Origin of the sequence: Escherichia whittamii, assembly GCF_014836715.1 — a bacterium.
Lineage (GTDB): Bacteria > Pseudomonadota > Gammaproteobacteria > Enterobacterales > Enterobacteriaceae > Escherichia > Escherichia whittamii.
In genome coordinates this window covers 26,721-49,174 of sequence record NZ_JACSQI010000009.1, presented here as the reverse complement: position 1 = coordinate 49,174, position 22,454 = coordinate 26,721, and the positions used below count along the sequence as shown (strand labels likewise).

The 22,454-nt window shown below is 52.1% G+C and carries 23 protein-coding genes; 20 read left to right on the top strand and 3 right to left on the bottom strand.

The window, feature by feature from the left end; all coding sequences use genetic code 11:
* The gene (gene mrcA / locus H9644_RS14600) at window positions 1-2,553 is read right to left on the bottom strand and encodes a peptidoglycan glycosyltransferase/peptidoglycan DD-transpeptidase MrcA (protein ID WP_105289360.1); all 2,553 of its coding nucleotides are present in this window, start codon (window positions 2,551-2,553) and stop codon (window positions 1-3) included.
* Window positions 2,554-2,672: 119 nt separating this feature from the next.
* Between mrcA and hofM the strand changes: the two genes are divergently transcribed.
* The 20 genes from hofM to H9644_RS14500 all read left to right on the top strand — a co-directional run bounded on the left by hofM (window position 2,673) and on the right by H9644_RS14500 (window position 20,511).
* Complete coding sequence (gene hofM / locus H9644_RS14595; RefSeq protein ID WP_191775115.1) at window positions 2,673-3,452, top strand: DNA utilization protein HofM; 780 nt, start codon at window positions 2,673-2,675, stop codon at window positions 3,450-3,452.
* A complete protein-coding gene (locus H9644_RS14590; RefSeq protein ID WP_191775112.1) occupies window positions 3,452-3,991 on the top strand; it encodes a PilN domain-containing protein in 540 nt (179 codons plus the stop codon). Before hofM ends, H9644_RS14590 begins: the two co-directional genes overlap by 1 nt.
* The gene (hofO, locus tag H9644_RS14585; RefSeq protein ID WP_191775110.1) at window positions 3,975-4,415 is read left to right on the top strand and encodes a DNA utilization protein HofO; all 441 of its coding nucleotides are present in this window, start codon (window positions 3,975-3,977) and stop codon (window positions 4,413-4,415) included. Before H9644_RS14590 ends, hofO begins: the two co-directional genes overlap by 17 nt.
* Window positions 4,405-4,809 carry a DUF2531 family protein gene (locus H9644_RS14580; protein WP_191775108.1) on the top strand — a complete coding sequence of 135 codons (405 nt, stop codon included), beginning with the start codon at window positions 4,405-4,407 and terminating at the stop codon, window positions 4,807-4,809. The genes hofO and H9644_RS14580 overlap by 11 nt, the downstream gene beginning before the upstream one ends.
* Window positions 4,721-5,959, top strand: a complete 1,239-nt coding sequence (hofQ, locus tag H9644_RS14575; protein WP_191775105.1) for a DNA uptake porin HofQ — start codon at window positions 4,721-4,723, stop codon at window positions 5,957-5,959. The genes H9644_RS14580 and hofQ overlap by 89 nt, the downstream gene beginning before the upstream one ends.
* 401 nt (window positions 5,960-6,360) lie before the next feature.
* Complete coding sequence (aroK, locus tag H9644_RS14570; RefSeq protein ID WP_001507994.1) at window positions 6,361-6,882, top strand: shikimate kinase AroK; 522 nt, start codon at window positions 6,361-6,363, stop codon at window positions 6,880-6,882.
* Between the two features lie 56 nt (window positions 6,883-6,938).
* Window positions 6,939-8,027, top strand: coding sequence for a 3-dehydroquinate synthase (gene aroB / locus H9644_RS14565; protein WP_064527588.1), 1,089 nt, complete (start codon window positions 6,939-6,941; stop codon window positions 8,025-8,027).
* Window positions 8,028-8,118: 91 nt separating this feature from the next.
* Window positions 8,119-9,417, top strand: coding sequence for a cell division protein DamX (gene damX, locus H9644_RS14560; protein ID WP_191775103.1), 1,299 nt, complete (start codon window positions 8,119-8,121; stop codon window positions 9,415-9,417).
* 106 nt (window positions 9,418-9,523) lie between these two features.
* Window positions 9,524-10,360 carry an adenine-specific DNA-methyltransferase gene (gene dam, locus H9644_RS14555; protein WP_064527584.1) on the top strand — a complete coding sequence of 279 codons (837 nt, stop codon included), beginning with the start codon at window positions 9,524-9,526 and terminating at the stop codon, window positions 10,358-10,360.
* Between the two features lie 17 nt (window positions 10,361-10,377).
* Window positions 10,378-11,055, top strand: a complete 678-nt coding sequence (gene rpe / locus H9644_RS14550) for a ribulose-phosphate 3-epimerase (protein WP_000816280.1) — start codon at window positions 10,378-10,380, stop codon at window positions 11,053-11,055.
* A complete protein-coding gene (gph, locus tag H9644_RS14545; RefSeq protein WP_191775101.1) occupies window positions 11,048-11,806 on the top strand; it encodes a phosphoglycolate phosphatase in 759 nt (252 codons plus the stop codon). Before rpe ends, gph begins: the two co-directional genes overlap by 8 nt.
* Window positions 11,799-12,803 (top strand): tryptophan--tRNA ligase, encoded by a 1,005-nt coding sequence (gene trpS, locus H9644_RS14540; RefSeq protein ID WP_000165546.1) that lies wholly within the window; start codon window positions 11,799-11,801, stop codon window positions 12,801-12,803. Before gph ends, trpS begins: the two co-directional genes overlap by 8 nt.
* Before the next feature lie 298 nt (window positions 12,804-13,101).
* Window positions 13,102-14,007 carry a GntR family transcriptional regulator YhfZ gene (gene yhfZ / locus H9644_RS14535; RefSeq protein WP_191775099.1) on the top strand — a complete coding sequence of 302 codons (906 nt, stop codon included), beginning with the start codon at window positions 13,102-13,104 and terminating at the stop codon, window positions 14,005-14,007.
* 16 nt (window positions 14,008-14,023) lie between these two features.
* Window positions 14,024-14,386 carry a PRD domain-containing protein gene (locus H9644_RS14530; RefSeq protein ID WP_191775097.1) on the top strand — a complete coding sequence of 121 codons (363 nt, stop codon included), beginning with the start codon at window positions 14,024-14,026 and terminating at the stop codon, window positions 14,384-14,386.
* A gap of 83 nt (window positions 14,387-14,469) precedes the next feature.
* The gene (locus tag H9644_RS14525; protein ID WP_191775095.1) at window positions 14,470-15,633 is read left to right on the top strand and encodes a YhfX family PLP-dependent enzyme; all 1,164 of its coding nucleotides are present in this window, start codon (window positions 14,470-14,472) and stop codon (window positions 15,631-15,633) included.
* Complete coding sequence (locus H9644_RS14520) at window positions 15,633-16,859, top strand: phosphopentomutase (protein ID WP_191775093.1); 1,227 nt, start codon at window positions 15,633-15,635, stop codon at window positions 16,857-16,859. The genes H9644_RS14525 and H9644_RS14520 overlap by 1 nt, the downstream gene beginning before the upstream one ends.
* A complete protein-coding gene (locus H9644_RS14515; RefSeq protein ID WP_064527570.1) occupies window positions 16,856-17,734 on the top strand; it encodes a phosphotriesterase-related protein in 879 nt (292 codons plus the stop codon). The genes H9644_RS14520 and H9644_RS14515 overlap by 4 nt, the downstream gene beginning before the upstream one ends.
* Window positions 17,735-17,744: 10 nt before the next feature.
* The gene (locus H9644_RS14510) at window positions 17,745-18,098 is read left to right on the top strand and encodes a DUF2620 domain-containing protein (RefSeq protein ID WP_064527568.1); all 354 of its coding nucleotides are present in this window, start codon (window positions 17,745-17,747) and stop codon (window positions 18,096-18,098) included.
* An 11-nt stretch (window positions 18,099-18,109) separates the two neighbouring features.
* On the top strand, window positions 18,110-19,414 hold the full coding sequence (locus H9644_RS14505) for a YhfT family protein (RefSeq protein ID WP_064527566.1): 1,305 nt from the start codon (window positions 18,110-18,112) through the stop codon (window positions 19,412-19,414).
* An 11-nt stretch (window positions 19,415-19,425) separates the two neighbouring features.
* Window positions 19,426-20,511, top strand: a complete 1,086-nt coding sequence (locus H9644_RS14500; RefSeq protein WP_191775091.1) for an aminotransferase class I/II-fold pyridoxal phosphate-dependent enzyme — start codon at window positions 19,426-19,428, stop codon at window positions 20,509-20,511.
* A gap of 108 nt (window positions 20,512-20,619) precedes the next feature.
* Here H9644_RS14500 and H9644_RS14495 read toward each other — a convergent pair whose 3' ends face one another.
* The gene (locus H9644_RS14495; RefSeq protein ID WP_064527562.1) at window positions 20,620-20,787 is read right to left on the bottom strand and encodes a YhfL family protein; all 168 of its coding nucleotides are present in this window, start codon (window positions 20,785-20,787) and stop codon (window positions 20,620-20,622) included.
* 275 nt (window positions 20,788-21,062) lie between these two features.
* Complete coding sequence (gene cysG / locus H9644_RS14490; protein ID WP_000349874.1) at window positions 21,063-22,436, bottom strand: siroheme synthase CysG; 1,374 nt, start codon at window positions 22,434-22,436, stop codon at window positions 21,063-21,065.
* Window positions 22,437-22,454: the final 18 nt, after the last annotated feature.

Below are 22,454 nucleotides of genomic sequence, written 5' to 3'. Positions count from 1 at the left end.
TTAGAACAATTCCTGCGCCTCACCATTATCAATAATGGTTGTACCTACCTCGCGCACCGCCTGTTGTGTAGGCTGCGTACCTTCAATGAAGTATTCTTCGCGGCTGTTACCGCCGCTGGCCAGTTGCCCGGTGCTGCGATCGATATTCACCGTCACAATACCCGGCGGCGGTGTCAGCGGTTGTTCTGGCACACCTTCCAGAACGGCTTTCATATAAGCGTCCCATGCAGGCTGCGCGCTTTTAGCACCACCTTCATAACCAGAGATCTGGTCTTTAATCGCCCCGGAAGCCGTGGTGTGACCGAGATTACGGCGGTGATCGTCAAAGCCAATCCATACCGAGGTCACAACGCCCGGACCGTAACCCGAGAACCATGCATCCTTCGAGCTGTTGGTGGTCCCGGTTTTCCCACCGATATCATGACGTTGCAAATCACGACCGGCGCGCCAGCCAGTACCCTGCCAGCCTGGTTCACCAAAGATATTGGTGTTCAGTGCGCTCTTAATCAGGAATGCCAGCGGAGTGCTGATGACGTGTGGAGCGTATTCTGGCGTGCCAGTCTTCGCCACTAATGCCTGATTAGCTTGCTCCAGCTGCGGCATCGGAACGGAAACATTCTGCTGTTCGCGAGAGATAGCAACGTCTTCAACGTCGCTGTTTTCCAGCACGTTCGATTTTTGCGTATCACCGTAAATCACCGGGATATCGCATTCCGGGCAAGCGACTTTCGGTTTCGCTTCGAAAATCACGCCGCCCTGGTCGTTTTCAATTTTGCTGATAAACCATGGATCCACCAGGAAGCCACCGTTCGCCATTACCGCGTAGCCGCGCGCCACCTGCAGCGGCGTGAAGGACGCGGAACCCAGCGCCAGCGATTCGGTATGGACAATGTTTTGCGCCGGGAAGCCGAAGCGTTGCAGATACTCTGCAGCGTAGTCGACGCCCATCGCCCGCATTGCACGCACCATCACCACGTTCTTCGACTGACCCAGCCCCTGACGTAAACGGATTGGGCCGGCATATTGCGGTGGTGAGTTTTTCGGCTGCCAGTCAGAACCAGCACCGGCATCCCAGCGGGAAATCGGCACATCGTTTAGCATACTTGCCAGCGTCAGACCTTTATCCATCGCTGCGGTGTAGAGGAATGGTTTGATATTCGACCCCACCTGACGCAGCGCCTGAGTAGCGCGGTTAAACTTGCTCTGGTTGAAGTCAAAGCCACCAACCAGCGCCATAACGGCACCGTTTTGCGGATTGATAGATACCAGCGCCGAGTTCACCTCTGGCACCTGCGCCAGCCACCAGGCATCGCCAACCTGGCGAACCCAGATTTGCTGACCCGTTTGCATAACATCAGTCACTTTACGCGGCGTCGGTCCCTGTTGAGTGTCTGAACGGTAAGGACGCGCCCAGCGAACGCCTTCCATACGCAACGTTACGGACGTTCCGTCAGCCAGCATCGCTGTCGCTTCCTGCGGATTTGCGCTGGTAACTGCGGCAGGTAGCAGCGGACCGTAAGTCGGTAACGCTTTTAGCGTATTGGTTATCTTTTTGGTGTCCCACGGTGTCTCTCCCACCTTCCACAGCACATTAGCCGGGCCGCGATAACCGTGACGCATGTCGTAGTCCAGTACGTTATTACGCACTGCTTGCTGTGCGGCCTGCTGTACTTTGCGGGTAATGGTAGTGTAAATGCGATAGCCGTCTTCATAAGCGTTTTCGCCGTAACGGTTATACATCTCCTGACGTACCATTTCGGTGAGATACGGCGCTGAGAAGGCGATCTCCGGTGCGTGATAGTTGGCGTTAATCGGCTCACTACGCGTCTGATCGTACTGTTGCTGGGTGATATACCCTTCGCTCAACATACGCGACAGCACAACGTTGCGCCGCGCGACGGCGCGATCCATTGAGTAGAGCGGGTTGAAGGTGGAAGGGGCTTTCGGCAGCCCGGCAATCATCGCCATTTCGTTCAGCGTCAGTTGGTCGACGGTTTTACCGAAATAGACTTGTGCCGCAGCACCGACACCATAGGCGCGGTAACCGAGGTAAATCTTGTTCAGATAAAGCTCGAGGATCTCGTCTTTAGTCAGCAACTGTTCAATACGAATCGCGAGGAAGACTTCCTTAATCTTACGCATCAGCGTGCGTTCCGGACTCAGGAAGAAGTTTCTCGCCAGTTGCTGGGTAATGGTGCTCGCCCCTTGTGACGCGTGACCAGAGAACAACGCCACACTTGCCGCACGGAAGATCCCCACCGGGTCAACGCCGTGATGCTCATAAAAGCGACTGTCCTCCGTCGCGATAAAGGCTTTCACCATTTCCGGCGGGATTTGATCCAACGTAACCGGAATACGACGCTTTTCACCATATTGCGCAATTAGCTCGCCATCGGCGCTGTAAATCTGCATCGGAATTTGCAGGCGAACATCTTTTAATGTCGCCACATCCGGCAGTTGTGGCTCGATGTAGCGGTATAGGCCATAAATCGAGCCTGCTCCCAGCAGAATGCAACAGACTGCAAGGATCAATAAATACTTTACGAACTTCACTGGAAATTTCCCATTTAGTTTCATTTGGGCAGTTTATAAACAAACGCGCGGTAGTATAAAGGCAAGCCAGACGCATTGATATACCCGTCAGAGTGACGGGGGATAAGGAGATCATCACCATGGCATTTAAGATCTGGCAAATTGGTTTGCATTTACAACAGCAGGAAGCGGTGGCGGTTGCTATCGTGCGTGGTGCAAAAGAATGCTTTTTGCAACGTTGGTGGCGCTTGCCGCTGGCGACCGACATTATCAAAGATGGGCGCATTATTGACGCGGAACGTCTGACTAAAATGTTGCTACCGTGGAGTCGTGAACTGCCGCATCGACATCACATTATGCTGGCATTTCCTGCTGCTCGAACGTTACAGCGGTCATTTCCTCGCCCGGCGATGTCTCTCGGTGAGCGAGAGCAAACGGCATGGCTGGCTGGCACAATGGCACGTGAGCTGGATATGGAACCGGACTCCCTGCGCTTCGATTATCGCGAAGATTCACTAAGCCCCGCCTATAACGTGACCGCCGCGCAAAGCAAAGAACTGGCAACGCTACTAACCCTGGCAGAAAAATTGCGTGTTCACGTTAGCGCGATTACCCCGGATGCCTGCGCTTTACAGCGGTTTCTGCCTTTTTTACCTCCTCACAAGAAATGCCTGGCCTGGTGTGACCACGAACAGTGGTTGTGGGCGACGCGTTATAGCTGGGGGCGCAAGCTGGCGGTGGGGATGACAAGCGAGAATGATCTTGCAGCGATGTTATCCGTGGACCCCGAAAGTATCGCGATATGCGGCGAAGGCGGATTTGACCCCTGGGAGGCGATTTCTGTTCGTCAGCCGCCGCTACCGCCACCAGGCGGAGACTTCGCCATTGCGCTGGGGCTGGCGCTTAGGGAGAGTCGCTAATGAACCCACCAATCAATTTTTTGCCCTGGCGACAGCAACGCCGGGCGGCCTTTCTTCGCTTCTGGTTGCTAATGTTCGTTGCGCCTCTGCTGCTGGCCGTCGGGATAACGCTAATGCAGCGTCTGTCATATAACGCCGAAGCACACGTAGACGCCATTTTGCTCGAGGCTGAACAACAACTCGCTCGTAGCTTACAGGTCACTAAGCCACGTTTGCTGGAACGCCAACAGTTACGCGAACAGCATCTGCGACGTCAGCATCAGCGACAATTTACCCGCGACTGGCAACCCGCGCTGGAAGCGCTGGCGACGCTTTTACCAGAGCATGCCTGGCTGACAACGATAAGCTGGCAGCAGGGAACGCTGGAGATCAAGGGGCTGACAACAAGCATTACCGCGTTAAACGCACTGGAAACGTCACTTCGCCAGGATGCTTCTTTTCATCTCAATCAGCGAGGGGCCACGCAGCAGGATGCACAAGGGCGCTGGCAATTTGAGTATCAGTTAACAAGGACGGTTAGCGATGAACGCGCTCTTTGACTGGTGGTTAGCCACATCACCCCGTATCCGCCAGCTTTGCTGGGCAGTCTGGTTGCTGATGTTAGTTACGCTTATTTTTCTTTCATCGAGCCATCAGGAAGAGAGCGACGCATTAATTCGACTACGGGCAAGTAATCATCAGCAATGGACTGCACTGTATCGCCTGATTGACACCGCTCCCCTCAGCGAAGAAAAAACGTTGCCTTTTTCGCCGCTGGATTTTCAGTTGCCCGGCGCGCAACTGGTTTATTGGCATCCGTCTGCCAGGGGAGGCGAGTTAGCGTTGAAAACGCTCTGGGAAGCGGTGCCGTCGGCATTTACACGACTGGCAGAGCGCAATGTCAGCGTAAGTCGTTTTTCGTTAAGCGTGGAAAGTGATGAACTCTTGTTCACACTCCAACTGGAAGGGGCGAATGATGGCTAAACGTTGGCTGCTGGCAGGTGTTGCATTATGGCTATTAACCGGCATGCGCGACCCCTTTAAACCGCCGGAAGATCTATGCCGGATTAGCGAACTTACCCAGTGGCGCTATCAGGGGATGGTAGGAAGAGGCGAGCGCGTTATCGGCGTAATAAAAGATGGGCAAAAGAAATGGCGACGGGTGCAGCAAAACGATGTGCTGGAAAACGGCTGGACGATCTTACAGCTGACGCCAGACACACTAACGCTGGGAACCGGAAAAAACTGCGAACCGCCACTGTGGTTGTGGCAACGGCAAGGAGAGACAAATGAAGCAATGGATAGCCGCACTACTGTTGATGATGATGCCCATCGTGCAGGCGGCAAAGCCGCAAAAAGTCACGCTGATGGTGGATGACGTTCCGGTTGCTCAGGTTTTGCAGGCGCTGGCCGAACAGGAGAAGCTAAACCTGGTGGTGTCGCCAGACGTCAGCGGTACGGTATCGCTACATTTAACGGACGTTCCCTGGAAGCAGGCGCTACAAACCGTAGTGAAAAGCGCCGGGCTGATGACGCGTCAGGAAGGCAATATTCTCTCGGTGCATTCCATTGCCTGGCAAAATGAAAATATCGCCCGGCAGGAGGCAGAGAAGGCACGGGCGCAGGCAAATCTGCCGCTGGAAAATCGCAGCATTACACTGCAATACGCCGACGCCGGAGAGTTGGCGAAGGCGGGGGAGAAGCTACTTAGCGCCAAAGGTAGCATGACCGTTGATAAACGCACTAATCGCCTTTTGCTGCGTGATAACCAGGCGGCGTTAACCGCGCTGGAACAATGGGTCATGCAAATGGATTTGCCGGTAGGCCAGGTTGAACTGTCGGCGCACATTGTCACCATTAATGAAAAAAGTCTGCGCGAGTTAGGCGTGAAATGGACGCTTGCCGATGCACAACAAGCTGGCGGTGTTGGGCAAGTGACTACGCTCGGTAGCGATCTCTCGGTGGCGACGGCGACGACGCATATCGGTTTTAATATTGGGCGGATCAACGGACGTTTGCTGGATCTGGAGCTTTCCGCACTCGAACAGAAACAGCAACTGGATATCATCGCCAGCCCGCGTTTACTGGCTTCACATCTCCAGCCTGCCAGCATTAAACAGGGGAGCGAAATTCCGTATCAGGTTTCCAGTGGTGAAAGTGGTGCAACATCGGTGGAGTTTAAAGAAGCGGTGCTGGGAATGGAGGTCACGCCCACCGTGCTTCAAAAAGGCCGCATTCGGTTGAAATTACATATTAGCCAGAATGTGCCGGGGCAAGTCCTTCAACAAGCCGATGGCGAAGTGCTGGCAATTGACAAGCAGGAGATCGAAACGCAAGTCGAGGTCAAAAGCGGAGAAACGTTGGCGCTTGGCGGCATTTTTACCCGAAAAAATAAATCAGGCCAGGATAGCGTGCCACTGCTGGGGGACATTCCCTGGTTTGGGCAATTATTTCGTCATGACGGAAAAGAAGATGAACGACGTGAGTTAGTGGTATTTATCACGCCACGGCTGGTTTCCAGTGAGTAAACAGCCGTAAAACCGGCGATGTTTTTTATGCTGAACACGTTTCATCTATTTGACGTGCGCAGGTATTTAGCATACAAGGAGTACCGATTTGAGAGTTGGTGCTCTTCGCTGCCTGCGTTTCATGATGATGATTTATCATTCAGGCGGCATTTTGCTGTCTTTTTTACGCTAATCTTACCCGGTGATTTATCGCCAAAGCGGTAATAGCAAGGCAGCACGCTTGCAGCGACCAGATATGCAGAGGGATGGGCGATTTATTCAGTTGCCAAACCGGCTGGAGTATTGAGATAATTTTCAGTCTGACTCTCGCAATATCTTATGAGGTTTCAGTTCATGTCCTGCTGCGCTCTCTGAGCGAAGCGGGTTTATCATTAACGAATAGTCTTAGTAGTACCGAAAAAATGGCAGAGAAACGCAATATCTTTCTGGTTGGGCCTATGGGTGCCGGAAAAAGCACTATTGGGCGCCAGTTAGCTCAACAACTCAATATGGAATTTTACGATTCCGATCAAGAGATTGAGAAACGAACCGGAGCTGATGTGGGCTGGGTTTTCGATTTAGAAGGCGAAGAAGGCTTCCGCGATCGCGAAGAGAAGGTCATCAATGAATTGACCGAGAAGCAGGGTATTGTGCTGGCTACTGGCGGCGGCTCTGTGAAATCCCGCGAAACGCGTAACCGTCTTTCCGCTCGTGGCGTTGTCGTTTATCTTGAAACGACCATCGAAAAGCAACTTGCACGCACGCAGCGTGATAAAAAACGCCCGTTGCTGCACGTTGAAACACCGCCGCGTGAAGTTCTGGAAGCGTTGGCCAATGAACGCAATCCGCTGTATGAAGAGATTGCTGACGTGACCATTCGTACTGATGACCAAAGCGCTAAAGTGGTCGCAAACCAGATTATTAACATGCTGGAAAGCAACTAATTCTGGCTTTAAATACACTCGTCTGCGGGTACAGTAATTAAGGTGGATGTCGCGTTATGGAGAGGATAGTCGTCACTCTCGGGGAACGTAGTTACCCAATTACCATCGCGTCTGGTTTGTTTAACGAGCCAGCTTCATTCTTACCGCTGAAATCGGGCGAGCAGGTGATGTTGGTCACCAACGAAACCCTGGCTCCTCTATATCTCGATAAGGTCCGCGGCGTACTTGAACAGGCGGGTGTTAACGTCGATAGCGTTATCCTCCCTGACGGCGAGCAGTATAAAAGCCTGGCAGTACTCGACACCGTCTTTACAGCGTTGTTGCAAAAGCCGCATGGCCGCGATACTACGCTGGTTGCACTTGGTGGCGGCGTGGTGGGCGATCTTACCGGTTTCGCGGCGGCGAGCTATCAGCGCGGCGTTCGCTTCATTCAAGTCCCAACGACGTTATTGTCGCAGGTCGACTCCTCCGTTGGCGGCAAAACCGCGGTAAACCATCCCCTCGGTAAAAACATGATTGGCGCGTTTTACCAACCTGCATCGGTGGTGGTAGATCTCGATTGTCTGAAAACGCTTCCTCAGCGTGAGTTAGCTTCGGGACTAGCGGAAGTCATCAAATACGGCATTATTCTTGACGGCGAGTTTTTCCTCTGGCTGGAAGAGAATCTCGACGCGCTGCTTCGTCTGGATGGCCCCGCAATGGCGTACTGTATTCGCCGTTGCTGTGAGCTGAAAGCAGAAGTTGTCGCCGCCGACGAGCGTGAAGCTGGCTTACGTGCTTTACTCAATCTTGGACATACCTTTGGTCATGCCATTGAAGCTGAAATGGGCTATGGTAATTGGCTACACGGTGAAGCGGTTGCTGCGGGTATGGTAATGGCGGCGCGCACATCGGAACGTCTCGGGCAGTTCAGTTCTGCCGAAACGCAGCGTATTATTACCCTGCTCACGCGGGCTGGGTTACCGGTCAATGGGCCGCGCGAAATGTCCGCGCAGGCATATTTACCGCATATGCTGCGTGACAAGAAAGTCCTTGCGGGAGAAATGCGCTTAATTCTTCCGCTGGCAATTGGTAAGAGCGAAGTTCGCGGCGGTGTTTCGCACGATATCGTTCTTAACGCCATTGCTGATTGTCAGTTAGCGTAACAACAAGAAAGGTCAGGCCGCTTATCCAGCGGTTTATTAGCTTCAGGTTAATTGCAACGTGGTAAGCATTAACCTTTTAGTGGGGTGTTAAATGGATGAATTCAAACCAGAAGACGAGCTGAAACCCGATCCCAGCGATCGTCGTACTGGTCGTTCTCGTCAATCTTCTGAGCGTTCTGAACGTACTGAACGTGGCGAACCGCAGATCAATTTTGATGATATTGAACTTGATGATGCGGATGATCGCCGTCCGACCCGCGCGCAAAAAGAGCGCGATGAGGAACCGGAAATCGAACAAGAATATGACGAATCCGAAGATGAAACCGTGGATGAAGAGCGTGTAGAGCGTCGTCCGCGTAAGCGCAAAAAAGCAGCCAGCAAACCTGCTTCTCGTCAGTATATGATGATGGGCGTCGGTATTCTGGTTCTGTTGCTGTTGATCATCGGTATCGGTTCTGCGTTAAAAGCCCCCTCGACCTCTTCCAGCGATCAAACTGCGTCTGGCGAGAAGAGTATTGATCTTGCTGGCAATACTGTCGATCAGGCAAATGGCACGCAGCCTGCGCCGGGAACCACATCTGCGGAAAATACCCAGCCGGATGTTTCTCTGCCGCCGATCTCGTCTACGCCGACTCAGGGGCAAACCCCGGCGGCAACGGATGGTCAACAACGTGTTGAAGTGCAGGGTGACCTGAATAACGCGCTGACCCAGCCGCAAAATCAGCAACAGCTGAACAATGTGGTGGTCAACTCCACGCTGCCGACCGAACCCGCGACTGTAGCGCCAGTTCGTAATGGCAACGCATCGCGTGATACGGCGAAAACGCAAACCGTTGAACGTCCGACCACTACGCGTCCGCCACGTCAGCAGGCGGTGATTGAACCGAAAAAACCCCAGGCAACTGTGAAAACGGAACCTAAGCCGGTAGCACAGCAGCCGAAGCGTACCGAACCTGCAGCGCCAGTGGTGAGCTCGAAGGCACCGGCTGCGACTTCTACGCCAGCGGCAACGCCAGCGCCGAAAGCTACTGCCAGCACGGAGCCGGCACAAACGGCATCTCCGGCGCAAACCACGACAACACCAGCTGCTGGGGCGAAGACCGCAGGTAATGTTGGTTCGTTGAAATCGGCACCGTCAAGCCATTACACTCTGCAGTTGAGCAGTTCCTCTAACTACGACAACCTGAACGGTTGGGCGAAGAAAGAGAACCTGAAAAACTACGTTGTCTATGAAACGACGCGTAATGGTCAGCCGTGGTATGTGTTGGTTTCTGGCGTGTACGCTTCGAAAGACGAAGCGAAAAAAGCGGTATCTACATTGCCAGCCGATGTCCAGGCCAAAAACCCCTGGGCGAAACCGCTGCGTCAGGTACAGGCCGATCTGAAGTAATCAAGGCTATTTCCCGCAATGGATAACCGTTGCGGGAACTGCCTGAAGCGCTGGATGCTGTCGGAGCTTTCTCCACAGCCGGAGAAGGTGTAATTAGTTAGTCAGCATGAAGAAAAATCGCGCTTTTTTGAAGTGGGCAGGGGGCAAATATCCCCTGCTTGATGATATTAAACGGCATTTGCCTAAGGGCGAATGTCTGGTTGAGCCTTTTGTTGGTGCCGGGTCGGTGTTTCTTAACACCGACTTTTCTCGTTATATCCTTGCTGATATCAACAGCGATCTGATTAGTCTCTACAACATTGTAAAGACGCGTACCGAAGAGTACGTGCAGGCTGCCCGCGAGCTGTTTGTTCCCGAAACGAATTGCGCCGAGGTCTACTATCAGTTCCGCGAAGAGTTCAACAAAAGCCAGGATCCCTTGCGTCGGGCTGTGCTGTTTTTATATTTGAACCGCTACGGCTACAACGGTTTGTGCCGTTACAATCTGCGCGGTGAATTTAACGTGCCGTTTGGCCGTTATAAAAAGCCCTATTTCCCGGAAGCTGAGTTGTATCATTTTGCCGAAAAAGCGCAGAATGCCTTTTTCTATTGTGAGTCTTACGCCGACAGCATGGCGCGCGCAGATGATGCATCCGTCGTCTATTGCGATCCGCCTTATGCGCCGCTTTCTGCCACCGCTAACTTTACGGCGTACCACACAAATAGTTTTACGCTTGAACAACAAGCTCATCTGGCGGAGCTCGCTGAAGGTCTGGTTGATCGCCATATTCCTGTGCTGATCTCCAATCACGATACGATGTTAACGCGTGAGTGGTATCAGCGCGCAAAATTGCATGTCGTCAAAGTTCGACGCAGTATAAGCAGCAACGGCGGCACACGTAAAAAGGTGGACGAACTGCTGGCTTTGTACAAACCAGGAGTCGTTTCACCCGCGAAAAAATAATTCTCAAGGAGAAGCGGATGAAACAGTATTTGATTGCCCCCTCAATTCTGTCGGCTGATTTTGCCCGCCTGGGTGAAGATACCGCAAAGGCCCTGGCAGCTGGCGCTGATGTCGTGCATTTTGACGTCATGGATAACCACTATGTTCCCAACCTGACAATTGGGCCAATGGTACTGAAATCCTTGCGTAATTACGGCATTACCGCCCCTATCGACGTGCATCTGATGGTGAAACCGGTGGATCGCATTGTGCCGGATTTCGCTGCCGCTGGTGCCAGCATCATTACCTTTCATCCAGAAGCCTCCGAGCATGTTGACCGCACGCTGCAACTGATTAAAGAAAATGGCTGTAAAGCGGGGCTGGTATTTAACCCGGCGACACCATTGAGCTATCTGGATTATGTAATGGATAAGCTGGATGTGATCCTGCTGATGTCTGTTAACCCTGGCTTTGGCGGTCAGTCTTTCATTCCGCAAACGTTAGATAAACTGCGTGAAGTGCGCCGCCGCATCGACGAGTCTGGCTTTGATATTCGTCTGGAAGTGGACGGCGGTGTGAAGGTGAATAACATTGGCGAAATCGCTGCGGCGGGCGCGGATATGTTTGTTGCTGGTTCGGCAATCTTCGACCAGCCAGACTACAAAAAAGTCATTGATGAAATGCGCAGTGAACTGGCAAAGGTAAGTCATGAATAAGTTTGAAGATATTCGCGGCGTCGCTTTTGATCTCGACGGTACGCTGGTTGACAGTGCACCCGGTCTTGCTGCTGCGGTAGATATGGCGCTGTATGCGCTGGAGTTGCCCGTTGCAGGCGAAGAGCGCGTTATTACCTGGATTGGTAACGGCGCAGATGTCCTGATGGAGCGAGCATTGACCTGGGCGCGTCAGGAACGTGCGACCCTGCGTAAAACCATGGGTAAACCCCCCGTTGATGACGACATTCCGGCAGAAGAACAAGTACGTATTCTGCGCAAGCTGTTTGATCGTTATTATGGCGAAGTTGCCGAAGAAGGAACGTTTTTGTTCCCGCACGTTGCCGATACGCTTGGCGCATTGCAGGCTAAAGGCTTGCCGCTAGGTCTGATTACCAACAAACCAACGCCGTTCGTCGCGCCGCTGCTGGAAGCCTTAGATATTGCCAAATACTTTAGCGTGGTCATTGGCGGTGATGATGTGCAAAACAAAAAACCACACCCGGACCCGCTATTACTGGTGGCTGAACGGATGGGTATTGCCCCGCAACAGATGCTGTTTGTCGGAGATTCTCGCAATGATATTCAGGCAGCAAAAGCAGCCGGTTGCCCTTCAGTTGGCTTAACCTACGGATATAACTACGGCGAGGCTATCGATCTCAGCCAGCCTGATGTAATTTATCACTCTATAAATGACCTTCTGCCCGCATTAGGGCTTCCGCAAAGCGAAAATCAGGAATCGAAAAATGACTAAGCCCATCGTTTTTAGTGGCGCACAGCCTTCAGGTGAATTGACCATTGGTAACTACATGGGTGCGCTGCGTCAGTGGGTAAACATGCAGGATGATTACCATTGTATTTACTGCATCGTTGACCAACACGCCATCACCGTGCGCCAGGATGCGCAGAAGCTGCGTAAAGCGACGCTGGATACGCTGGCGTTGTACCTGGCTTGCGGTATCGATCCTGAGAAAAGCACCATTTTTGTTCAGTCCCACGTGCCGGAACATGCACAGTTAGGTTGGGCACTGAACTGCTATACCTACTTCGGCGAACTGAGCCGCATGACCCAGTTCAAAGATAAATCTGCACGTTATGCCGAAAACATCAACGCCGGGCTGTTCGACTATCCGGTGCTGATGGCGGCAGACATCCTGCTGTATCAAACCAATCTGGTGCCGGTTGGTGAAGACCAGAAACAGCACCTGGAACTGAGCCGCGATATCGCCCAGCGTTTCAACGCACTGTACGGCGACATCTTTAAAGTGCCGGAGCCGTTTATCCCGAAATCTGGCGCACGCGTTATGTCGCTGCTGGAACCGACCAAGAAGATGTCCAAGTCTGACGATAACCGCAATAACGTTATCGGCCTGCTGGAAGATCCGAAATCGGTGGTGAAGAAAATTAAACGTGCGGTCACTGACTCCGACGAGCCGCCGGTAGTTCGCTACGACGTACAGAACAAAGCGGGGGTTTCTAACCTGCTGGATATCCTGTCTGCAGTTACTGGCCAGAGCATCCCGGAACTGGAAAAACAGTTCGAAGGCAAGATGTATGGTCACCTGAAGGGCGAAGTGGCAGAAGCGGTTTCCGGTATGTTGACTGAATTGCAGGAACGCTACCACCGTTTCCGCAATGACGAAGCCTTCCTGCAACAGGTGATGAAAGACGGCGCAGAAAAAGCCAGCGCGCACGCATCCCGTACGCTGAAAGCGGTGTACGAAGCGATTGGTTTTGTGGCGAAGCCGTAATTCACTATTCACTATTGCTGGCAAAGTGCGCTTTGTTCATGCCGGATGCGGCGTGAACGCCTTATCCGGCCTACAAAGTCATGCACATTCAACATATTGCAAGGAAATGTAGGCCTGATAAGCGTAGCGCATCAGGCAGTTTTGCTTTTATCATCACTCTCAAACCGGGGAAACCCGGTTTTCTCTTTTCGCAGCCAGCAAAAAAAATGTGAAGCATCTCGCCGTTTCCACATTTCGTCGTTGTCACTTATCTTCATTTTAATGAAGATATAAATATTCACTTTATTGAAAATTTACTATGCGTCGAACGTTTATCAAAAAAGAAGGCGTCGTCATCACGACACTGGCCCGTTATCTGTTAGGTGAAAAGTGCGGTAATCGACTGAAAACTATAGATGAACTGGCAACTGAATGCCATTCGTCCGTTGGTCTGACGCAGGCTGCACTGAAAACGCTGGAATCAAGCGGTGCGATACGGATTGAACGTCGTGGGCGCAATGGCAGTTATCTGGTGGAAATGGATAACAAAGCCCTGCTGACTCATGTGGATATCAGCAACGTGGTATGCGCGATGCCCTTGCCCTATACCCGTTTGTACGAAGGCCTGGCGAGCGGGTTGAAAGCCCAGTTTGATGGCATTCCTTTTTACTATGCGCATATGCGCGGCGCGGATATTCGCGTGGAGTGTTTACTTAACGGCGTCTATGACATGGCGGTAGTGTCCCGCCTGGCGGCAGAAAGTTATCTCACGCAAAAAGGTTTATGTCTGGCGCTGGAACTTGGGCCGCATACCTATGTTGGCGAGCACCAGCTGATTTGCCGTAAAGGGGCGTCCGGCAACGTGAAACGTGTGGGGCTGGATAACCGCTCGGCGGACCAGAAAATCATGACCGATGTCTTTTTTGGCAATAGCGATGTGGAGCGCGTCGACCTCTCATATCACGAGAGTTTACAACGCATTGTTAAAGGCGATGTCGATGCGGTTATCTGGAACGTGGTGGCAGAAAGCGAACTGGCCATGCTGGGATTAGAGGCGACGCCGCTGACAAACGATCCCCGATTTTTACAGGCCACTGAAGCTGTAGTACTGACGCGTGCCGATGATTACCCGATGCAACAATTGCTACGTGCGGTTGTTGATAAAAATGCCCTGCTTGCTCATCAACAGCGAGTAGTCAGTGGGGAACTTGAACCCAGTTATTAAGCGAAAGGCGTCTTAAATGGAAAACAGACTCAACCTGCTTTGCGAGGCAGGAGTCATTGATAAGGACATCTGCAAAGGCATGATGCAGGTCGTCAAAGTAATGGAAACTGAATGTCATCTACCGGTGCGTAGCGAGCAAGGGACGATGGCGATGACACATATGGCGAGTGCGTTGATGCGCAGTCGTCGTGGTGAGGAAATTGAGCCGCTGGATGACGAATTACTGGCGGAACTGGCGCAATCCATCCACTGGCCAGCGATTGTGCAGTTGCATCAGGTGTTGTTGAAGGAATTCACCCTGGAAGTTAACCCGTGCGAAGAAGGGTATATGCTGGCCAATCTCTATGGACTATGGATGGCTGCTAACGAAGGCGTCTGAGGCACACGGCAATTCTGTGTCGCATAACTTAAATATTCAAAAAAATGAATATTTGATTCAAGGAACAGAAACGAGGCAACAAGATGTTTGTAGAAGCATTGAAACGCCAGAACCCGGCGCTGATTTCCGCCGCACTAAACCTGTGGCAGCAGGGCAAGATCGCTCCGGACAGCTGGGTTATTGACGTGGATCAGGTACTGGAAAACGGTAAACGGCTGATTGAGACGGCGCGGCTTTACGGCATTGAACTGTATCTGATGACCAAGCAGTTCGGTCGTAATCCGTGGCTGGCGGAAAAACTTCTGGCGCTTGGCTACAGCGGTATTGTAGCGGTGGATTACAAAGAGGCGCGGGTCATGCGCCGCGCCGGTCTGCCGGTGGCGCATCAGGGGCATCTGGTACAAATCCCTTGTCATCAGGTCGCCGATGCCGTTGAACAGGGAACCGATGTCATCACCGTGTTTACCCTTGCCAAAGCGCGGGAAGTTTCTGCGGCGGCGGTGAAGGTCGGGCGAGTCCAGTCGGTGTTACTCAAAGTTTATAGCGATGATGATTTTCTTTACCCGGGCCAGGAGAGCGGTTTTACCCAAAACACGCTGCATGACATTGTCGCTGAAATCCAAAAACTACCAGGACTCCATTTAGCTGGACTTACCCACTTCCCTTGCCTGCTTTGGGATGAAACAAGCGGGAAAGTTTTACCCACGCCGAATCTTCACACGCTGGTACAGGCACGGGATCAACTGGCCGAAAACGGTATTGTGCTTGAGCAACTGAATGCGCCTTCGGCGACTAGCTGCACTTCGTTGCCGGTGCTAGCACAATATGGTGTTACCCATGCCGAACCCGGGCATGCGCTGACTGGCACGATTCCGGCAAACCAGCAGGGCGATCAGCCTGAACGTATCGCCATGCTTTGGTTAAGTGAAATTTCCCACCATTTCCGTGGCGACAGTTATTGCTATGGCGGCGGTTACTACCGTCGTGGTCACGCTCACCGCGCTTTGGTTTTTACTAAAGAAAATCAAAAGGTTACTGAAACCAATCTCAAGACTGTGGATGACAGCAGTATCGACTATTACCTGCCGTTAGCAGGTGAGTTTCCGGTGAGTAGTGCCGTAGTGTTCTGTTTTCGTACGCAGATTTTTGTTACCCGCAGTGATGTGGTGCTGGTATCTGGTATTCAGCGTGGCGAACCGGAAATCGTCGGTCGTTATGACAGTCTTGGAAACTCTCTGGGGGCGTAATGGCGCGATTTGTGGTGTTAGTGATTGATAGCTTTGGCGTGGGCGCAATGAAAGATGTCACGTTGGTGCGCCCGCAAGATGCCGGGGCGAATACCTGTGGTCACATCCTGAGTCAGCTGCCGCATTTGCAGCTACCAACGCTGGAGAAAATGGGGTTAATCAACGCATTAGGTTATGCGCCGGGCGATATGCAGCCGTCAGACTCCGCAACCTGGGGCGTAGCAGAGCTGCAACATGAAGGTGGCGATACCTTTATGGGGCATCAGGAAATTTTAGGCACGCGCCCGTTACCGCCGCTGCGGATGCCTTTTCGCGATGTGATTGACCGTGTTGAGCAGGCATTAGTCGTCGCGGGATGGCAGGTTGAGCGTCGTGGCGAAGAGTTGCAATTTCTGTGGGTCAATCAGGCGGTTGCGATTGGCGATAATCTCGAAGCGGATTTAGGCCAGGTCTATAACGTCACCGCCAATCTCTCTGCGATGCCGTTCGATGAAGTTGTCAAAATTGGTCGTATCGTGCGTGAGCAAGTTCAGGTTGGCAGAGTGATTACATTTGGCGGCCTGTTAACCGACAGTCAGCGCATTCTCGATGCCTCAGAAAGTAAAGAAGGGCGCTTTATTGGCATAAATGCCCCACGTTCTGGTGCTTATGACAACGGATTCCAGGTTATGCACATGGGTTACGGCGTCGATGAGAAAGTCCAGGTGCCGCAAAAACTGTATGAAGTGGGCGTGCCAACCGTGCTGGTGGGGAAGGTGGCAGATATAGCCAGCAATCCTTATGGCGTGAGCTGGCAAAATCTGGTGGATAGCCAGCGGATTATGGATATCACCCTCGACGAATTTATCACCCATCAGACAGCGTTTATTTGCACCAATATTCAGGAAACCGACCTCGCTGGTCACGCAGAAGATGTCGCACGTTATGCTGAACGCTTGCAAGTCGTTGACCGTAATCTTGCTCTCCTTGTTGAGGCGATGCAGCCAGATGATTGCCTGATCGTCATGGCCGATCACGGTAACGACCCGACAATCGGTCACAGCCACCATACCCGCGAAGTCGTGCCGGTGCTGGTTTATCAGCAAGGTCTGGCTGCCACGCAGCTCGGTGTTCGCACCACGCTTTCTGATGTGGGCGCCACCGTGTGTGAATTCTTCCGCGCGCCACCGCCACAAAATGGTCGTTCTTTTCTTTCCACCCTCCGGTATGCAGGAGACACCCTATGAGTTTTGATCCAACGGGCTACACCCTGGCCCATGAGCATCTGCATATTGATCTCTCCGGCTTTAAAAATAACCTGGACTGCCGCCTTGATCAGTATGCGTTCATTTGCCAGGAGATGAACGACCTGATGGCCCAGGGCGTTCGTAATGTGATTGAGATGACCAACCGCTACATGGGGCGCAATGCGCAATTTATGCTCGATGTAATGCGTGAGACGGGGATCAACGTGGTGGCCTGCACCGGCTATTACCAGGATGCCTTTTTTCCTGAACATGTGGCGACCCGCAGCGTAGAGCAACTGGCGCAGGAGATGGTCGATGAAATTGAACAGGGTATCGATGGCACCGACCTGAAAGCCGGGATCATTGCGGAGATTGGCTCCAGCGAAGGAAAGATTACGCCGATGGAAGAGAAGGTGTTTATTGCCGCCGCGCTGGCGCATAACCAGACCGGGCGCCCAATCTCTACGCATACGTCGTTCAGCACGATGGGGCTGGAACAGTTGGCGTTGCTGCAAGCTCACGGTGTTGATCTTTCGCGCGTCACCGTCGGTCACTGCGATCTGAAAGACAACCTCGACAACATTTTAAAGATGATCGATCTCGGCGCATTTGTGCAGTTCGACACCATTGGTAAGAACAGTTACTACCCGGACGAAAAGCGCATTGCGATGCTTCATGCGCTACGTGAACGTGGGTTGCTTAACCGCGTCATGCTGTCGATGGATATTACGCGCCGCTCTCATTTAAAAGCCAACGGTGGTTATGGCTATGACTTTTTATTGACCACCTTTATTCCACAATTGCGCCAGTCAGGATTCAGTCAGGCCGATGTGGATGTGATGTTACGTGAAAATCCCTCTCAATTTTTCCAATAAGGACAGACTCATGAAAAAGATTGGCGTTGCAGGCTTACAGCGTGAGCAGATTAAAAAAACCATTGAAGCGACGGCTCCTGGCTGTTTTGAAGTTTTCATTTATAACGACATGGAAGCAGCGATGAAGGTGAAATCCGGGCAACTGGATTACTACATTGGCGCGTGTAATACCGGCGCTGGCGCGGCATTGTCGATTGCCATAGCGGTGATTGGTTATAACAAAAGTTGCACCATTGCCAAGCCGGGTATCAAAGCGAAAGACGAACATATCGCCAAAATGATTGCCGAAGGGAAAGTCGCATTTGGGCTTTCCGTTGAGCACGTTGAACACGCGATTCCGATGCTGATTAACCATCTGAAATAAAAGGCACGACTATGGATCTGTATATTCAGATTATCGTGGTGGCGTGCCTGACGGGTATGACATCGCTTCTGGCGCATCGCTCGGCGGCTGTTTTTCATGACGGTATCCGCCCGATCCTGCCACAACTGATTGAAGGCTATATGAACCGTCGCGAGGCGGGGAGTATCGCTTTTGGTCTGAGCATTGGTTTTGTGGCGTCGGTGGGGATCTCCTTTACCCTGAAAACCGGACTGCTCAACGCATGGCTACTCTTTCTTCCTACCGATATTCTCGGTGTGCTGGCGATAAACAGCCTGATGGCGTTTGGTCTTGGCGCTATCTGGGGCGTGCTGATCCTCACCTGTCTGTTGCCAGTAAACCAGCTGTTGACCGCACTGCCGGTGGATGTATTAGGTAGCCTTGGGGAGTTAAGCTCGCCGGTGGTTTCAGCTTTTGCACTGTTCCCTCTGGTGGCGATTTTCTACCAGTTTGGCTGGAAGCAAAGCTTGATCGCCGCCGTGGTTGTGTTGATGACCCGTGTGGTGGTAGTGCGCTATTTCCCGCATCTTAATCCGGAATCCATCGAAATCTTTATTGGCATGGTGATGCTGCTGGGGATCGCGATCACTCACGACCTGCGTCATCGTGATGAAAATGATCTTGATGCCAGCGGGCTTTCAGTCTTTGAAGAACGCACGTCGCGGATTATCAAAAACTTACCCTATATCGCCATCGTGGGAGCATTGATTGCTGCCGTTGCCAGCATGAAGATTTTTGCTGGTAGTGAAGTGTCTATCTTCACACTGGAGAAAGCATATTCCGCAGGCGTTACGCCGGAACAATCACAAACGCTGATCAACCAGGCAGCGCTGGCAGAATTCATGCGCGGACTCGGGTTTGTGCCGTTGATTGCCACCACGGCGTTAGCCACTGGCGTGTATGCAGTTGCGGGTTTTACCTTTGTTTATGCGGTGGGCTATCTCTCGCCGAATCCGATGGTTGCGGCGGTATTAGGCGCAGTGGTTATTTCGGCGGAAGTGCTATTGCTTCGTTCTATCGGAAAATGGTTGGGGCGTTACCCGTCGGTACGTAATGCGTCGGATAACATCCGTAACGCCATGAATATGCTGATGGAAGTGGCGTTGCTGGTCGGTTCGATTTTCGCAGCAATCAAAATGGCAGGCTATACCGGATTCTCCATCGCGGTTGCCATTTACTTCCTCAACGAATCCCTGGGCCGTCCGGTACAGAAAATGGCGGCACCGGTCGTAGCAGTAATGATCACCGGCATCCTGCTGAACGTTCTTTACTGGCTTGGTCTGTTCGTTCCGGCTTAAGGAAGGCACCTATGAAGACGTTTCCTTTGCAAAGCCTGACTCTTGCTGAAGCACAGCAAAAGCAGTTTGCGCTGGTGGACACGATTTGCCGCCATTTCCCCGGCAGCGAGTTTCTTACTAGCGGTGATTTAGGGTTAACTCCAGGGCTGAATCAACCGCGTATTACCCAACGGGTAGAGCAGGTGCTGGCTGACGCGTTTCATGCGCAAGCGGCAGCGTTAGTACAGGGCGCGGGTACTGGAGCGATTCGTGCGGCGTTGGCGGCTTTGCTCAAACCGGGGCTGCGTCTTCTGGTGCATGACGCGCCTGTTTATCCGACAACGCGGGTCATTATTGAGCAGATGGGGCTGACGCTTATTACTGCTGATTTCAATGATCTGTCGGTACTTAAGCAGGTCGTCGAAGAGCAACAACCGGATGCGGCGCTGGTACAGCATACGCGCCAGCAGTCGCAGGACAGTTACATTCTGGCAGATGTGCTGGCAACATTGCGCGCGGCTGGCGTTCCAGCGATAACCGATGACAACTATGCGGTGATGAAGGTGGCGCGAATTGGCTGCGAATGTGGGGCAAATGTCTCGACATTTTCCTGCTTCAAGCTGTTTGGGCCAGAGGGTGTTGGCGCGGTGGTTGGCGATGCCGATGTTATTAGTCGGATTCGCGCCACGCTCTATTCCGGCGGCAGCCAGATTCAGGGCGCACAGGCGTTAGAAGTATTGCGTGGTTTGGTGTTCGCACCAGTAATGCATGCAGTGCAGGCGGGGGTATCTGAGCGGTTGCTGGCTTTACTTAACGGCGGCGCGGTGCCGGAAGTTAAAAGTGCCGTCATTGCCAATGCGCAATCGAAAGTGTTGATTGTGGAGTTTCATCAGCCAATTGCCACCAGAGTACTGGAGGAAGCGCAGAAACGCGGTGCCTTGCCTTACCCTGTGGGAGCGGAGTCGAAATATGAGATTCCGCCGCTCTTTTATCGACTTTCAGGAACGTTTCGTCAGGCGAATCCGCAATTAGAACATTGTGCGATTCGCATTAATCCAAATCGTAGCGGCGAGGAGACGATTCTGCGGATTTTACGTGAGAGTATTGCCAGCGTTTAATTGTTGTGAACGATATTTTCAAAGACAAGGTAAAAACAAATACGCCCTCTGGTAAAAACAGAGGGCGTCAGATAATTAAATCAGCGTTAGCTAATTTCAGTCAGAGACTTACTGTGCAGTAGGACCGCAGCCGCCAATGATTTTAGAAATAGAAATTGCCGGGTGCAGCAGGTAGTCGTAAGAGCAGTTCTTTTCACGGTTTTCAATATGACCAGTACATGCAGTTAATGTTGCCAGTACCGCACCAACCAGTGCTACTTTAATAAACTTGTTCATTTTCATTCCCTATGTAAAATATATCGAGTAATATTCATTGATTGTGTGAATATAAGCAAACAGCTCGCTAAAGACGATACAGGAATACCTATTATGCGTCAGCGAACGGACTATGAATATTATGCTTATATTTGTAACCTGCTGTAACTGTAGGGCATTATTAAAATAAATTAGTTAAAGGTTTGTTTTATGTATGCTGAAAATAAAAATTAATATAAGTATGTTTGTAAATAAAAAAAGGCCAGAAATATCCGGCCTTAGTTAATTTTCTTAAATTAATGGTTAGAGAACCAATTTAATTTATCGCGCAGACCAACGACCCGGCCAATAATAATTAATGATGGGCTGTTCATTTGCTGCGCAAGTTCGCCCAACTGCGTGAGCGTACCGTCAATTACACGCTGCGTGACTGCCGTACCGTTTTCGACAATTGCCACCGGCATTTCACCAGGCATTCCGTGTTCAATCAGTTTTTGCTGAATGGTCGCAGCCTGATTCAGCCCCATATAGAACACCAGCGTCTGTTTTTCTGCCGCCAGGTTTTCCCAGTCCAGCTCACCACCGGTTTTTAAGTGTCCGGTAATTAAGCGTACGCTCTGCGCATAATCGCGATGCGTAAGTGGAATACCCGAATAGGCAGAGCAACCAGAAGCTGCGGTAATACCCGGAACCACCGAGAACGGAATGCCTGCATTGCATAGAGTTTCCAACTCTTCGCCGCCACGCCCGAAAATAAACGGATCGCCGCCTTTCAAACGTACCACGCGTTTGCCTTTTTGCGCTTCCCGCAGCAGGATCTGGTTAATCTCTTCTTGCGGTACGCAGTGGTATCCCGCGCGTTTACCAACGAAAACACGGTCAGCATCGCGCCGTACCAGATTCATAATATCGTCAGAAACCAGACGGTCGTAGACCACCACATCAGCCTGCTGAATTTGTTGCAGGCCTTTCAGCGTCAGCAGCCCGGCATCGCCTGGACCTGCGCCAACCAGCACCACCTCACCACGATGGTCGAGCGGCTCGTTGATTAACTGTTCGGTAGTTTCAGTAATGGCTTTCTGATCGTTGTTCGCCAGCGACTGCGCCAGACGGTCGTTAACGAACAGTTTTTCCCAGAAACGGCGACGTTCACCCATCGTAGCGAACTGTTGTTTGACCCGACCGCGTAATTGCCCGGCATATTTCGCCACCTGGCCCAGATGCAGCGGCAGCAGTGATTCAAGTTTTTCGCGCAACAGTCGCGCCAGAACCGGAGAAGTACCGCCAGAGGAAACCGCCACCATCAGCGGTGAGCGGTCAATAATCGACGGCATTATGAAGCTGGCGGCTTTCGGCGCATCGACCACGTTACAGAAGATGCGACGAGATTCGGCGGCTTCGCTGACGCGCTGGTTAAGCGCGTCATCATCCGTCGCCGCAATCGCCAGCCAGCAGGTGTCGAGAAGGCTTTCATCAAATGGCCCCTCGACGAGAGTTAACATGCCTGCATCTGCCCATGCGGTGAACTGTGGAATAAACGCTAATGCATTCACCGTTAAGCGAGCACCTGCGTCTAACAGCAACCTTGCTTTGCGCTCCGCGACATCACCACCGCCGACAATCAGACAGTCGCGATCGCGTAATTGGCAAAATATAGGCAAATGATCCACGTAAAAACCCCTTAGTAA